Below are 14,311 nucleotides of genomic sequence, written 5' to 3'. Positions count from 1 at the left end.
CGGCGGAAGGCAACAATGCGGGGGAACAGCCGGCGTAGCTTGCCGGCGGGCAAAACGGCCGGGCAGTTGACAGCCCTTAAAAAACAGGGTACAATGGGCATAGAAAAGGCGTTGCCGATAAGCGGCCGCCCCGTACAGTTTTGGTTAGTAACTAACCGCTACCTTGTGAGGGAATGGCGGTTAGTTACTTTTTTACAGCAACTATCACGGCTAAAAGCAAGACCAGCAGAAACACCAGCTTGTAATAGTCCACCCCTCTCCGGCGAGGCAAGCTCGCCCATTCGAGGACGGGTCAATCACCCCGTTTCCGGGGCAGGATTGACCGCCTACCGTTATCGCAACGCCTTAAAAGCATTATACCACAAGCCCCTTGCCCAAAGCATGGGGTTTTTTCATGCCCGGAAACAACAACGCACGAAAGGACTGAAAACAAAATGACGCTGCAAGAATTTTTCACGACGCTTAAAGGAGCGGCAGGAACGCTCCTGCCGCAAAGCCGCCCGGAACAGGCGGCAATGGGAATTGGCGCGTCCGTTGGGGCGGCTTTGAGCTTCCTGTTCGGCGGACTCGACAACGCCCTGCACGCCCTTGCCATACTAATGACACTCGACTATATCACCGGCATCGCCGCCGCCGGGAAAGCGGGGGAACTCAACTCCGGCGCGGGGAGGCGCGGCATTGGCCACAAAGCGGCCATCTTGGGGGTAGTGTCTTTCTGCAACCTTGTAGACTGCGGCATGGGCACGCACGTTCTGCGCAGCATGGCCATCTGCGCCTATTCCGCCAACGAAGCCATTTCCATTTTGGAAAATGTCGACAAACTGGGCTACGGGCAGTATATCCCGGAGTTCATCCAGCGCCGGATACGCCATATAAAAGAGCAAAGGACGGGGGGCGGGGCAAGTGATTGAAATAACCATGCCTAAACTTGAACAGATGGCGCGGGATGCCAAGGCCGGCCTGAAACCGCGCATATATTTGCATTGGACGGCAGGGCGCTACGATCAGTTTTTCGATGACTACCACCTGAACATCGATGGCGGGGGCAGGATATTTGCCCCTTCCGAAGATTTGAGCCTGCATCGCGGACACACTTGGCGGCGCAATTCCGGGGCGGTGGGGATAGCCCTCTGCTGCGCCCTGAACGCCGGAGTGGGCAAGGACGGCCTGCCTACCGGCAATTTCCCGCCGACCGCCGCGCAGATAGAAACGGCGGCGAAAGCCATGGCCGCGCTGGCGCGGGGCCTGAACGCGCCTATAACGCCGGAATATTTTATGACCCACGCCGAGGCTGCCGACCTTGACGGCTACGGGCCGGCCGCCACCTTTGAGCGTTGGGACCTGTGGAAGCTGAGGGACTTTGACGGGATAGTGAGGGGCGGGGGAGAGGTTTTGCGGGGAAAGGCCAATTGGTACGGAAAGGGCGGCATATAAATAATCAGGTATAAAAGCGCGCCGCTGTCCGGGAAATCGCCCCGTTAACTATTGAGCTGAAGCGAAAACAACAAAAATGAAATGCCCCGGGCAGGGGCGGCGCGCAAAGTGCGGAACATGTCCGTGCTCAACCTATGGACAAAAACGGCAAAAAATTTGCCGCAAAGGAGATGAGAACCATTGACGCGTTACAAGCATCCACGCGGACGCGTGGTTTCTTCGCCAATGTTCGGAGCCTGCTGCTCGATTTGGGCAAAAAAACATGTTGTATTATTGCCGCTTTTTTTGCTTTTGTTTTGCTGGCCGCTTACTGGATTTGCAGCCGAACGCCAGTACCGGATAACCGAAACGGAGCTGGCGCGGTTAGAGCAGAACTTGACGCGGCAGGAGGCGGCGCTCTTAAAAGCCTTGAACTTGCTGGGAGAGCAGAGGACGGAATTGGCCGCGCTCAAAGCCGAGTTGCAGGCGGCCTTGATCGAACTCGAGCAATCGAAAGCGCAGATACAGAGCTTGAAGGAGAGCTTGAAAAGTGCCTTGTCCTCAATCGAGAGTGCCAATCAATCCTTGAAAGCGTACGAGAGAGAAATGAAAAGCCGCCTGCGGGCGGCTAAGTGGCAAAGAAACGCCTGGGCTGCCGGGGTTGTCTTTATGGGCGCCGCCTATATCGCAAAATGAAAGCGGGCTCTGCCCAAGCAGGGGTTTCCCGTTTCCCGCCGCAATGCCGCTTCCTGCCCCTGACAATGCGGGAAGGCAAGTCCCGCGTCGGCTGAAGCCAGGTTCAATGATCGCGAAAGTATTCCGGGGGCTGCGGCAGGATGGCGCGGCGGAACAAAATCGTGCGGACAATTCTTTCCGCCGCCAGCCCGTCGCCGTAAGGGTTGACGGCTTCCGCCATTTCTTTGTAGGCGCTTGGGTCGGCCAGCAGTTCATGGGCAAGGCGGCAAATAGTGTCGGTATGCGTACCGGCCAGCTTGACCGTGCCGGCCCGGAGCGCTTCCGGCCGCTCGGTGTTGCCGCGCAAAACCAATACCGGCTTGCCGAGGGCCGGCGCTTCTTCCTGCACGCCGCCGGAATCGCTCAAAAGCATATAAGATCTGTACATAAGGTTGACAAAAGGCCCGTAATCCAAAGGCTCGATAAGATGTACGCGCTTTTTCGCGCCCAGGATAGCCTGCGCCGGTTCCCGGACCGCGGGGTTTTTATGCAGGGGAAAAATTACTTCAATGTCGGGATGCCCGTCCACGATTTTGGCCAATGCCCGGTAGATGGCGAGCAATGGTTCGCCCAGGTTTTCGCGGCGGTGGGCGGTAACGAGGACGATCCGCGCTTTTTTCGTGACGCACTCGCGCAGCGCCGGGTGCTCAAACTCATAATCGTCGCGCACGGTGGCTTTCAAGGCGTCAATTACCGTATTGCCGGTGATAAAAATATTGCCGGCCGCTATGTTTTCTTTCAGGAGGTTTTCGCGGGCCGCGCTGGTGGGGGCAAAATGCAGATCGGCCAAGCTCCCGGTCAGGTGGCGGTTAATTTCTTCCGGGAAAGGCGAGTATTTGTTCCCGGTACGCAGCCCCGCTTCCACGTGGCCAACTTCTATCTGCCGGTAAAAAGCGGCCAGCGCGCCGATAAAGGTGGTAGTCGTGTCGCCGTGCACAAGCGCCAGGTCAGGCTTTATTTCCCCCAGGGCCTCACCAAGCCCTTGCAGGGCACGGATACTTATTTCAAAAAGCGTTTGGCGCTGGGTCATGATATTGAGGTCAAAATCGGGCCTTATTTGAAAAAGATCCAGTACATGGTCAAGCATTTCCCGGTGCTGGGCGGTTACAATGACAAAAGGATCGATGTATTCCGGATATTTTTTCATTGCCAGCACTACGGGCGCCATTTTGATCGCTTCCGGCCTTGTGCCGAAAATAGCCGCCAGTTTGATTTTGGGCAAAAAAAGCACCTCTTTTTATTGGTTTGGCATAGATGCCGGGTTAGGCCGTAAACACTGCCGTCCAACGCCCATCTTTTGGATAGTTTCCCGCCGCGCTTTGCGCTAAAGCCGCGCTTAACATAGGGATTCGCCTGCGTTTTGCGCCGCGCCTGACGAAAAATTCGCTCGAAATCTGAATGTTTCGGATAGCGTTGACGGATCCTATTTAGGGAACAGGTCCGGATATTTCGCCCGCGCCTTGTTTCTGGTCAACTGAAACATGGCGCGCTGTTCGACCGGGAAAGAATTTTCGTTGGCGGCGTGCTTTTCGGAAAAATAGCGCCAAAGCTGTTTGGCTAAATCCGGGTTGTCCTCAAGCAGGTCGTAATAGATCGGGAAAAGCTGCGCATAAGCGTCCGGGTAATAAGTGTTCCAATCGGCATCCTCGACAATGTCGTTCTCAATCGTGTGGACAAAAATCCGATCTTTTTTCCGGTACATCCGTTTCATTATGCCGCGCTTGATGCCGGCGCGGATGTTTTCGTAGGAAGGGCTCGGCGGCAGGCCCATCAGCTTGCGAAGCTCTATATAGGCCGATATGCCGCCGTAAGCCTCGCAATTGTCCATAAGATATTTCTGGTTGGTCGTGATGAGCGCGATGGTCAGGCCGTCCCCTTCCTGCAAAAGCGCAATGGTATAGGCCGTGTCTTCCACTTTTTGCCAATTATCGGACACTATGGACAGATCGCCCGTAGCTTTTGCATACCGCAGCAGAAGGTGAAGGAAAAGGCCGGAATAGCCGTCAATGGAATCATAGGCGTAACTTGGGGAGAGATCTTCCCCGTCCCTTTCATAAACATAGATGGTGGCGTTGATGTTGTAGCGGTCGGGATAGTTGAGGTTAGCGAAATACCATTCGATGAAAGCCCGCACCTTGTCCGCGTCGCGTCCATGTTCCAACGCGCTGAGGGCAAAAAGGCCGGTTATGTAAGGCTCGATTTGGCCGGCGTAAGAGAGCTCGCCGGCGTAAGAGCCAATGACGTCGTCAGCTGGGTGGGCGGCGGCGGACAGTCGGCCAAAAGCGGCCAGGCTAACTAAAAGGGATATTAATAATTTTTTCTTTTGCATCAGGGTTTTCCACCTTTACATAATAACATTTTTCGTCTTCGGAAACGGCAAGGCCGTCGCCTGGCGGCTTGCCGTATTTGGCTTTGGGCAGGGCGAGCACGATCCCCCGCAGCGCCTCCGGATTTTTCAAGTCAAGCGCCAGCCCTTCCGTGTTTTGGGTAAAGGTGTATTCCGTCTTTAAAAAGCGCAGCAAAAAATCGGCGTACCCGCTCATGGTCAGCGCCGCCACTTTTTCCGCGCCCGGCTCGCCCGCCAGAGATTCCATGAGGTTTTTCAGCGCCGTGGGGAAAGCGAACATGTTGTGTTCTCGTATCACCAGGGTCCTGACCGTCTTGTGGCGCGCAAGATAGGGCAATAGTTCATCTTGCAGCCAACGGTTGAGCGGTTCTTCAAAATAGTCGTTGTTGCTTCCGCTCACAAAATAAAGTTCCCACAAAGAACGGTAACGGTGGTAACTTAACTGCGGAAAGGCGATTGCCTTGCCGCTGATGCGGCGCCGGTTGACGAAAGTGCGGTTGGGCGCGGCGGAAAGCTCATAGGCGTATGAATAACCGGTCATGCCCAACTCCTCCAGCGCCCTGGTCATGGCCGGCTGCGGGTGCACTCCGGCCGGCGCGGAATACTCCGTAATTTTATAGCCGGTTATCTCCTCCAATATCTTATTGTTGGCGGCTATGTTTTCTTTTATTTCCAGCGCGCCGAACGCGGCGCTTTCCACTTTGGCGGCAAACCAGTTGTTGGCCATGCCGCCCAAAGACCCTATTCTGCCATAGCCTGACAATATCCTGACCTGTTCCCGCCCATGCCCGGCCGCGTCAAAGCCCAAACCATCGCCCGGCGCCTCCAGATAGTCCGCAGCGGCGATGTGAATGGAAACAGGGACCTTGTCGTTTAAAAAGCCGCGTTCTATGTGCGCTTGCAGATCTTCATCATCCATGCGCAGGGAAAAATGCAAATTGAGCACCAAGCCGCCGATGCCGTCCTCAACATTGATTAGGCGCGGCATGAAGGCGACGTCGAAAAGGAAGGCTCGCATGACCGAGCGGATGGTCATGTCGTCGGAGGTAGCTTTCAAATGGCCGAGCGGCAGGTTGACGTAAAGCACCTTGCCTTTTTTATAGTCGGAAAGGACAAGGACGGGCAATTTCTCCCCCGCGTCCGTAACCGCCCAGGCGCGGATGTCCCCCCTGACGGATTCCCTGATGATTTTGTTGTAAGCTACGCTGTATTTGGCTGCATCCCCGTTTAGGCCGTTCAAAGTAAAGTCCAGCATGTCCCGGCCGGGAGTGCATTGGAAAAAATCCCAATCGGCTTTGGCGGCAAATTGTATTTTGGCGGACACATAAGGATGCCTGCCCTTTATACTGGGCATGATGTAATTGAGCCCGGCAATGTCAGCCAGTTCCGCGCGTTCCCGAAACCTGCCCCGTGAATTCTTCGTCCCCACGTCGTATACTACGGCGACATTGCCGCCGGCGGCCAAATATTCGTCCACCCAGGCGGCAAAACCGCCGGGCGTCGCCTGCAGAATGCCATCGGGCAGAATGAGCGCCGGTATGCGGCCGGCGAGCTTGGAGGCGTCAAGGCGCACTATTTCGCCCGCTTCGATTTTGCGCAGGGCAACCCCTTCCTCTTCAAGCACGCTCGTGTAAGCTTCGGCGATGTAGGCGGCCGCTTCCAGATCTTTGGGGTTGTACAAAAGAAAGGCGGACATTTCCCTGTCTTGCGACCACAGCCATCTGGTGTAGGCAACCGGCCCGAAGTAAGCGGCGGCCGCCAATAGGAGCAAGCAGGGAAAAACGAGCAGTTTCTTCATCGGCGCATAGCGGCGATGGTTTCGTTACCAATACACGCTGTAAAACACATAGACATTGTTCCCTCTGTATTTGTTGCCGCCGCTGTCGCGCAGGTTAAAGCGTTGCAGGTGCAGGGATATTTTGCTGTCGGAATTCAGGCGGTAGTCGTATTTTACGCCGTAGGTAAATTTGTTGTGGTCGGGCAGGGCGGAGTAATTAGTAAGCGGATCGTACGGGATGCCCGTGCGTTTCATGTAGTCGGCGGTGATATGCAAAGTGCTTTTGGCGTTGAGTTTCCTGCTCCACATGGTACCGAAAAAATGCGCGTTGGAAGCACGGCCCGGAACAAAACCGGGGTCGCGGGAACTGGGCGCGCCGCTTCGCGAGAACCAGTAATAAAACATGAGGTCGTTTTTGCCGTCCAGCACGCGGTTGTAAAGCAAATGCGGCTCGATCTGGCTGCCCGAACGGTATTTTACCCCGTTGTCTTTCGCATGGGTGTAGCCTGTGAAATAAAGTTCGCCGACAAACTGGTCGGTTGCCCCGGCGTGCTTGTAGCGGCCCATGACGCCGAGGCCGTTGGCCGGATGGGTATAGCCGCCCGGGATGCTGCTGTCGTAGCGGTACCTGCCGTTGATGGAATAATTAAGCCCTAAGCTCCAAGTGTCTTCCGGTTTGACGCGCCAGCTGAGCAACACGCCGGGGGTGAAGTTCCAGCCTTCGCCGAAACGCGGCTTGCGCACAAGATCTTCGGGCATGACCGCGTTGGAGCCGTACAAAGTCCTTTTTCCCGTAGGCGTGTTTACCGCCAGGGTATAAACGGCCTCAAAATTTTTATATATTTTTTCGTAGGCGAAAGAAAGCGTAACGTCATCTAAGGTAGATACCTTGCCATTTGGCAGGTTGCTGTCGGAGCTTATATAGCCGCCGCTGACGCCGTAACTGAGAGCGCCGTCAACGTAGCCGTACTGCACCGGCAGATAGAGCTGGCGCCCTTTGTGCTGCCGGGAATCCTTCCAGCTGTAATATTCCATGTCGGCCATGGCATATTGCCAGCGGCGGTCGCCGATTTTAGCCGGGCGGCGCGCTTCATCCAGACGGGCGGCGGCCGCCGCCCGTTCGTTCTCGAGAAGTTCTATGTCCCTTTCCAGATCGGCGAGAACGATCCGCGCGTCTTCGTAAAGAGGGCCCGCATCGTTTAATTTGTCGCGCATGTCCGCATATTTTTCCAAGTCTGCCTGCGCTTCCGCCATGCGGATTTCGGCGTGGGCGTGCTCCATGGCGATTGCATCGCGGTTTTCTTCGGCGGCTTGCATTCTTTCTTCCGCCTTAGAAACTTTATAATCGTCCTCCGGCCGCCGGGACCTGCGCCCAAAATCCCGCATGGACTCCAAATGAGACCGGGCATCGGACACCCGCTCCTCTGCCTCGACCAGGCTGGCTTGCCAGGCGTCAGTTTCCGCCCTCGCCTCGTCGAAACGCCGCTGCGCGTCTGCCAGTTCCCGCTCAATTTCTTCTCTGCCCAAACTGACCGACGACATAGTGCCGCTTGCGGCGTCAAGGTTGGCGCGGGCAGCCGGCAAACGCCCCTTTAAATCGCGGATCTGCCGATCCATCTCTTTTATGGAATTTCTAAGCTCGTGGTCATATTTTTCCGTTGCCAGAAGGCTTTTCGCTTCCTCCCTTATCGCCTCCGCCGTGTCGCGCGCGGCTATCGGCGCATCAATCGCCGTAGCGGCGTAGACGGCGGAGAGGGCAGGCAAGGCGGACAAAAGGGCTGCCGGCAGAATCTTCTTGAACATGGCGCATCATCCTTTCCAGCTTTCTATTATACCCCATGAAAGATTATTTTAAAATAGCGTGTTCAATATAACGTACGCCCGCCTTTTTTTCCGTAAGAAGGTAGAACAGCTTTTCCGGCAGGGCGGCGCGGCCCATGCTTTCGGCGTGGGCCAGATTGAAATTATACCAAAATTCTTCCGCCAGTTCCGGATCGCCGTCCAGCAGGCCGTAAAAGACGGCATAAAGCTGCGCGAACGCGCCCGGGCAGTCCGCCCAGGGCGCCGCCTTCGTCCGCCCGTCCAGCACGCTTTGGGCGAAAGTATTTTCTTTCGGGTCATAAAGGGCCGCTATGGCGGCCGCCAGGCCTTCCAATACGATTGGCAAAAAAGGCGGGGTTTTGGCTTTCGCGTAAAGGAGCAGGCGCCCGTAGGCTTTAAGGCCTCCGTAGGCTTCGCAGTTGTCCGTGAGCCTTTTCAGGTCAATGGTGGGCAGGCTGCGCGTCAGGCCGTCTTTGTCAATCAGGACGACTATTGTATAAGCAATGTCATTGATTTTTTTGATGTTTTTGGCGATAAAAGCCTTGTCGCCGGTAATTTCGGCGTATCGGGCCAGAAGATAGAGAAACCGCCCGGCGTAAGCGTTTATGGACGAGTATTTTCTGGTGGCCTGTTCCTTCCCCCATTTGAACTCATAATCATAAATCGTGCCGGTAAAGCCGTGTTTGTCGGGATAATTGAGGTGGGAAAAATACCATTTGAGGAAAACCTTTACTTCTTTGAAATGGCGGCCGTTTTCCAATTCATTGAGGGCGAGGAGGGATACCGCGTGCGGCTCAAAGAAGTCCATGCGCGGCCATTCCTTGTCATAATAGCCCATCAGCGTTATGGCGGGGTGCCTGTCGTCCGCCCCTTCGGCCGCCGCCGGGAAAGGGAACAAAATAGCCGCCAGCAGCAGCGCCAGAAGGATCCGGCCTTTGGCCGCGTTTTTATTTTGCCGAAAACAAGCCGTGACGTTCATTTTGCTGCCATCGCGAAAAGCTTCTCCTTGCTGTCGTCGTTTATAGTTATATAGTAGTATTTTTCGTCTTCGGCGACCGATACGCCGGGTTCTGCCCGCGCTGCGCCTTCCCCGTCCTGCGCCGCGGATTCTTCCAGCCTTGGCGCGGGATCGGTTGCCGTTTCCGCAAAGCTTTCCCCGTCCGGCCCTTCTTCTTGGCCGTACGCTTCGACAAGCGGCTTGCCGTCAGGCCCTAAGCGATAATAGTGGCGGCCGCGCCACTGGTAGCTCCAGGAACTTCCCGGCCTCGGCCTTTGTTGGCGGGGGAGGGAAACATTTGGCCGCTGCTTCGGGTAACTATAGCTGTATTTGTTTTTGGGGACGGCAAAGGTTATCCCTCGCAGGCTTTCGGGATTGGCCAGGGAGATTTTCAACGCCGGGCCTTCAATGGCAAAACTATATTCGGTGTTGAGCATGCGCAAGAAGAAGCGGCTGTATTCGCTCATGCCGGAAAGCCTGAGCCTGCCTGCGGCCGCGCGGTCAATGGCATCCTGGGAAAAATCCGACATTAACTGGATATATTCATCCACTATGTCGACCGGATGCGAGTAAATAAGGCGCGCGCTCTTGTTTTTTTCCAAATAGTCGAGGAGATTGTGGTAAAAATAATTTATTTCCTCAAAAGGCAGTTCGTATTTATCATACATTTCCCATAAAGACGCCGCCCGGCCGAAAGGCATTATGGGGAAGGCGACCACGCGCGGGCTGATCATCTCATCGCCGAAAAAGGCCCGGTGCGGGGCGCTGCCCGTGTCGCCCGTGTAGTAGTAGGCAATGATGCCCAAGTCTTTTATTATGTTGGTCAAAAGCGGCTGCGGATGCACGCCGTTGGGCGCGGAATAGGAAGTAACCTTTTGCCCGGTAACCGCCTCAATGTCGTCGTTGTTGTCCTTGATATGTTTCTTTATAGCGTCTTTGCTCAATCGGCCGTCCATCAGGAGCAAAGAAAACCAATTGTGCGCCCAGCCGCCGTGCGAGCCGACTTCTCCCCGCTCCGCCATCTCTTCCGTCAGGGCGCGCCCCCTTTCCCGGACGAAGAAGCCGCCATCGTCCCCTTCCCAGTTCAAAAAATCGCCGGCGGTTATATGGTAGGTGGCTTGGAGTTCCTTGGCGAAAATCGGCGTGTCGAAAAGTTTGGGCAGGTTGTATATTTCCTGCCGGGAATCCACGTGCCAGTTGATCAAGAGCGTCCCCTTGCCGCCTTCCACGTTCATGATGTGCGGCATGCCCACGGCGTCAAACAAGAAGGCGCGCAGGGAGGCCCTGAGCGGCAGGTCGTCCCCTCTCGCCTTTGCCTGGCCAAGCGGCAGGTTGACGTACAGGACTTGCCCCTTGCCGTAGCCGGCAAGGACGATCGCCGGTATTTTTTGTTCGGTCCCGGTAATAAAAGCCTCGGCGTAAATGTCTTTGTCCGGTATTTGGCGCGTCCTTTCGTTCATATAGACAGGATACTCCAAAGCGCCGAAAAAATAACTGCTGAGAACCCGCCCTCCCAAAGTTTTCCCCAAAGGGATCTGAAAAGCGTCGCGCCGTTCGGCCGATGTAAAGACAATCTGTCCTTTTTCCAACAAATCGTACTCCAATTTATCGGTCAGAATGTAGTTTAAGCCGGTAATATCCGCGAAAACAGCCTTTTTTTCAAAAAATCCCCGGCCGTGCTTGGTGCCGGCATCATAGATTACGGCCACGTTGCCGCCTTCGTTCATGTATGTTTTTATCCACTCGATAAATTCCGAAGGCACAACCTGCATGATGCCGTCCGGGAAGATCAGCGCCGGCACGACGGCGGCCATGTTGCCCGGCTCCATGTTGAGCAAATCAAATACCTCGATAGCTTTATGCGGAACGCCTTCCTCCGCCAGCACGCTTTGGTATGCCTTTAAGATATACCCGTCTTTTTCCAGGCTCTCCTCGTTGTAAACAACGAGCGCGCGCAACGAATTGTCGGCGGCGATATCTTTCAGCTTATAGTAGTTGGGGACGGCGTACGCCAGAAGCGCTACAATGGATGCCAAAAGCAGGGCGCTCAAAAGTTTGGTCATAAGGCGCGCCCATCGCCTTCCGTGGTAACATAGCCATAAACGACGGCGCCTGAAGACAAAAACACCGCTTGGTTGCCGACGACCGACTTGACCTTTCCCGGACGCCCCACCTGCGATCCTTCGCCTATGCTGACGCTGCCTTGGGCGAATATGTCGCCCAATATTTTGCAAAAAACGCCTATGGCAATATCGCCTTCGGCGAAAACATTGCCGGTAATCAGCACATTGTCGTCAATATTGAGGTTGCCGTAAGTTTTGATATGCCCAAGGATACGGCTATTGGAGCCGACGCAAAGACTATTGGGGGTAATTACGCTGTAGTGGGTGTTGGTATAAGGCCAGATTTCCCCCACCTGCCGCTCCTTGGCATCGAGGGGGGGCGGGGGAAACACCCGCTCGTCCTCATCCCGGATGGCCGCCGTGAGCGCAAAGTTTTTTTTCCGGCTCGTCCCCGTTTGGACGGGCGCGCCGTAAAGGCGGCGGAACACACAGCCGGCGGCTATCAGGCATTTTTTGCCGCTGGTCAGGCTCACGCCCAGATTGCAGCCCCCGCCGGCCCTGATGTTGCCTTCGGCGTCCAGCCAGCGGCGCAAAACGGTGTTTCCCGCCAAAGAGACGTCGCCGTCGCAAACCAAAGCGCGCAGGTCGTTGTTTGGGCCGATGGCGGCATTGCCGCGAACATAGACTTCCTTCTCAAAGGCCACGCCTCTTTCCGTTACAAGGTCGCGCCGCGCGTAGGCAATGACATCCAGCGTCCGCTCCGGCGATATGACAGTATTTTCCAGCACGCATACCTTCTCCGGTTTGGAAAACTTCAATTCATACATGCCGGCCCGCAAATCTTCGTCGTTGAGGAAATTTTTAAAGAACCGCCGGAAAGATATGGCGAAATAGCGCGGATCCTTCAGGTAATCCATGTTGATGAAAAGCGGTATGGCGTCATTTCTCACGTGCATTTCGCGCCAGCCGCCGATAAACGGCCAGACGAAGGAGAATGCCAGGAAAAGTATGCAAAAAAACACAATCATGAAGATTTTTGCCCCTCAGTTTTGGCGCGAAAGCGCGCCGTTTTCTGCCAAGTCGTCCGGCGCAGGGTAATCCTGTCCAAAAGGGCGTCGGCAAAACCGCGCGAGGTGTACCACATATAAAAATAAAAATTAAAAAGCAGAAAAGGTATGAGCAGCGTGCGCTGTTTCATCCCGTCGAGCAGGCAGCCCGTGCCCACCTGATAAAAGGGCGCGAAATTGCCGAAAGTATTGTAAACGCCTATGAAGACCAAAAAGAAGACGCCGGCGAAGATTTCCATCTCGCCGAGAAAAAACAGCACCATGGAAACGGCCATGCACGAGAGCAGGATGAAAGGCACGACATAAACGCCCGCCAGGAGCAGGGCATCTATTTTTTCCCTGCTGCGAATATAGTCCGAACGCAATATCGGCAAGAGGTACTTAAACATGACGTCGTTGTGCCCGCGCGACCAGCGCCTTATTTGCCGGGCGCGCACCGCCCACGATTCGGGCGCTTCCTCATAACACTCGGCGCGGTTGGCGTAAGCTACCTTCCAGCCATTCAGGGTCAGCCGAAAGGTCAGCTCGGTGTCCTCGGCCAGCATCTTGACGTTAAAAGAGCCAAGATCAATCACCACCTGCCGCAAAAAGCCTCCCACCGTCCCGCCGTACTGCGGCACCAAGCGCATGTTCCAGCGCGCCTGCTGGTCCACTTGGTAGCCGCCGGAGCGCTCAAGATCCAAAAGCTGCGTCAAGAGGTTGACCCGGGTATTTACAGGAATGACGCGGCCCATGACCGCCCCGACCTCCGGGTCGTTGAAACATACGGCGATATTTTTGATGATCCCGCGCGGCGGCAGATAGTCGGCGTCGAAAATGATAATAATGTCGCCCCGCGCCACCTGCAGCGCCTCGTTCAAGGCGGCCGGCTTGCCCCGTTCGCCTTCGTAGCGGTGCAGCGGCTTGATGATGTCGGGATATTGCGCGGCGTATTCTTCCAGGATCTCTTTGGTTTTGTCCTCGGAAAAATCGTTTATCGGTATGACTTCAAACTTCGCAAAATCATAATCGACGAGCAGCATGCGCTCCAATACATCGCGGCAGACCGCTTCCTCGTTGTGCATAGGAATGAGGACGGTAACCGTGCGCAGGTCGGAATCGATAATGTCGTGGTAATAAATGCGTTGTTTGCCGAAAAGCCTGTTGATCGTGAAAACAAAGTGCCTAGCCGTGTATATCGCCAGCACTGCCACAGTAAACAGCATATAGCATTTCATTAATACTATTGCCATCTCCACAAGGAAAAGTCCTCCGCTAAATTTTTGGCGATTCTATTGACAAACAGCGTGTAAATGCCGACCGCGTAAATAAAGTCGATGAGCGGCCCTAACGCGAAAAACAAAAGCGCCATGTAAATCATGGATATTTTGGAAACGATCATGAGAAAGACAATATAGCGCACCAGACCGAACAGAAGGGAATATAAATAAATAAAAACCATTACCAGGGCTTTGAGGAAAATGCTGACAGGCATCGGCAAAACGGCCAGCCCCATAATAACGGGCATAAAAATCCAAATGCTGATTTCCTGCAGCATATAAAGCTGGGAATAATCGCCGCCGGTATAAGGGAAATAAGCGGGGAACAAAAGAAAGTACAACGACGATACGATGTGCACCGTGCAAAGGATAAGGCTGAAAATGAGAAAAGGCTTGAATTTTTCGATGTTGGGCAGTACCGCCAGAAGAAACAGGGTAACCACCGCGTTGCCGAGCGAAAAGAGATAGGATGGATAGCTCGCCGGCACCTGGACGTAAAAAAGAGGGCCGATTCCTTCAATGTACTTTCGCGACAGGACGCTGACCGAATCGGCGTAATAATAAGGGTCAAGGACGTTTTTGGCAATGACGCAGATCTTCTCGGTGATCTCGGGGTAAAAAAACAATGAAGAGAGAGAAAGGGGCAAAGCCAAAAGAGCAAAATGCAAAAGAAAGATTTTGGTCGAACCGGGCAGTTTGCGGTACGAACGGTGGTAGAGTATGACCAATTTACTATCTTTTGCGGTTTTATCTTTGCGCATGGAAAGACCAACTTTATAATTAATCAGCCAAAACAAAAACAGAAAAGAAAAACTGCCCGCCGAACAAGGCG

At 54.7% G+C, this 14,311-nt stretch carries 13 protein-coding genes; 4 read left to right on the top strand and 9 right to left on the bottom strand.

All coding sequences use genetic code 11. The features are described from left to right. The 4 genes from LBO03_02100 to LBO03_02085 form a co-directional block, all read left to right on the top strand. A partial coding sequence (locus LBO03_02100; GenBank protein MDR3348393.1) for a hypothetical protein occupies positions 1–438 on the top strand: 438 nt, incomplete at its 5' end. Next, positions 435–911 (top strand): phage holin family protein, encoded by a 477-nt coding sequence (locus LBO03_02095; protein ID MDR3348392.1) that lies wholly within the window; start codon positions 435–437, stop codon positions 909–911. The genes LBO03_02100 and LBO03_02095, both read left to right, overlap by 4 nt. Further along, positions 904–1,434: an N-acetylmuramoyl-L-alanine amidase gene (locus LBO03_02090; protein ID MDR3348391.1), complete on the top strand. Its 531-nt coding sequence runs from the start codon at positions 904–906 to the stop codon at positions 1,432–1,434. The genes LBO03_02095 and LBO03_02090 overlap by 8 nt, the downstream gene beginning before the upstream one ends. 273 nt (positions 1,435–1,707) lie before the next feature. After that, positions 1,708–2,109: a hypothetical protein gene (locus tag LBO03_02085; protein ID MDR3348390.1), complete on the top strand. Its 402-nt coding sequence runs from the start codon at positions 1,708–1,710 to the stop codon at positions 2,107–2,109. Positions 2,110–2,212: 103 nt separating this feature from the next. On the opposite strand, the gene wecB is transcribed toward LBO03_02085, so the two are convergent. The 9 genes from wecB to LBO03_02040 all read right to left on the bottom strand — a co-directional run bounded on the left by wecB (position 2,213) and on the right by LBO03_02040 (position 14,240). Next, positions 2,213–3,361: a UDP-N-acetylglucosamine 2-epimerase (non-hydrolyzing) gene (wecB, locus tag LBO03_02080; GenBank protein MDR3348389.1), complete on the bottom strand. Its 1,149-nt coding sequence runs from the start codon at positions 3,359–3,361 to the stop codon at positions 2,213–2,215. A 210-nt stretch (positions 3,362–3,571) separates the two neighbouring features. Further along, complete coding sequence (locus LBO03_02075) at positions 3,572–4,477, bottom strand: hypothetical protein (GenBank protein ID MDR3348388.1); 906 nt, start codon at positions 4,475–4,477, stop codon at positions 3,572–3,574. Further along, on the bottom strand, positions 4,440–6,293 hold the full coding sequence (locus tag LBO03_02070; protein ID MDR3348387.1) for a hypothetical protein: 1,854 nt from the start codon (positions 6,291–6,293) through the stop codon (positions 4,440–4,442). Before LBO03_02070 ends, LBO03_02075 begins: the two co-directional genes overlap by 38 nt. A 24-nt stretch (positions 6,294–6,317) precedes the next feature. Then, positions 6,318–8,075, bottom strand: coding sequence for a hypothetical protein (locus LBO03_02065; GenBank protein MDR3348386.1), 1,758 nt, complete (start codon positions 8,073–8,075; stop codon positions 6,318–6,320). A gap of 43 nt (positions 8,076–8,118) precedes the next feature. Further along, a complete protein-coding gene (locus tag LBO03_02060; GenBank protein ID MDR3348385.1) occupies positions 8,119–9,072 on the bottom strand; it encodes a hypothetical protein in 954 nt (317 codons plus the stop codon). Continuing rightward, positions 9,069–11,153, bottom strand: coding sequence for a polysaccharide deacetylase family protein (locus LBO03_02055; GenBank protein MDR3348384.1), 2,085 nt, complete (start codon positions 11,151–11,153; stop codon positions 9,069–9,071). The genes LBO03_02060 and LBO03_02055 overlap by 4 nt, the downstream gene beginning before the upstream one ends. Then, the gene (locus tag LBO03_02050) at positions 11,150–12,181 is read right to left on the bottom strand and encodes a hypothetical protein (GenBank protein MDR3348383.1); all 1,032 of its coding nucleotides are present in this window, start codon (positions 12,179–12,181) and stop codon (positions 11,150–11,152) included. The genes LBO03_02055 and LBO03_02050 overlap by 4 nt, the downstream gene beginning before the upstream one ends. Continuing rightward, positions 12,178–13,452, bottom strand: coding sequence for a glycosyltransferase (locus LBO03_02045; protein ID MDR3348382.1), 1,275 nt, complete (start codon positions 13,450–13,452; stop codon positions 12,178–12,180). Before LBO03_02045 ends, LBO03_02050 begins: the two co-directional genes overlap by 4 nt. After that, entirely contained in the window at positions 13,443–14,240 is a 798-nt protein-coding gene (locus LBO03_02040) for a hypothetical protein (GenBank protein MDR3348381.1), read from the bottom strand. Before LBO03_02040 ends, LBO03_02045 begins: the two co-directional genes overlap by 10 nt. Between the last annotated feature and the right edge of the window lie 71 nt (positions 14,241–14,311).

The sequence above is a fragment of the Acidaminococcales bacterium genome (assembly GCA_031290885.1).
GTDB lineage: Bacteria > Bacillota > Negativicutes > Acidaminococcales > JAISLQ01 > JAISLQ01.
This window is presented reverse-complemented; position numbering and strand designations above follow the sequence as displayed.

Bases quoted from the DNA above. Each gene is read 5' to 3' on its own strand.
- LBO03_02095 (MDR3348392.1), top strand. From the start codon at position 435: ATGACGCTGCAAGAATTTTTCACGACGCTTAAAGGAGCGGCAGGAACG.
- LBO03_02075 (MDR3348388.1), bottom strand. From the start codon at position 4,477: ATGCAAAAGAAAAAATTATTAATATCCCTTTTAGTTAGCCTGGCCGCT.
- LBO03_02070 (MDR3348387.1), bottom strand. From the start codon at position 6,293: ATGAAGAAACTGCTCGTTTTTCCCTGCTTGCTCCTATTGGCGGCCGCC.
- LBO03_02065 (MDR3348386.1), bottom strand. From the start codon at position 8,075: ATGTTCAAGAAGATTCTGCCGGCAGCCCTTTTGTCCGCCTTGCCTGCC.
- LBO03_02060 (MDR3348385.1), bottom strand. From the start codon at position 9,072: ATGAACGTCACGGCTTGTTTTCGGCAAAATAAAAACGCGGCCAAAGGC.
- LBO03_02055 (MDR3348384.1), bottom strand. From the start codon at position 11,153: ATGACCAAACTTTTGAGCGCCCTGCTTTTGGCATCCATTGTAGCGCTT.
- LBO03_02050 (MDR3348383.1), bottom strand. From the start codon at position 12,181: ATGATTGTGTTTTTTTGCATACTTTTCCTGGCATTCTCCTTCGTCTGG.
- LBO03_02045 (MDR3348382.1), bottom strand. From the start codon at position 13,452: ATGGCAATAGTATTAATGAAATGCTATATGCTGTTTACTGTGGCAGTG.
- LBO03_02040 (MDR3348381.1), bottom strand. From the start codon at position 14,240: ATGCGCAAAGATAAAACCGCAAAAGATAGTAAATTGGTCATACTCTAC.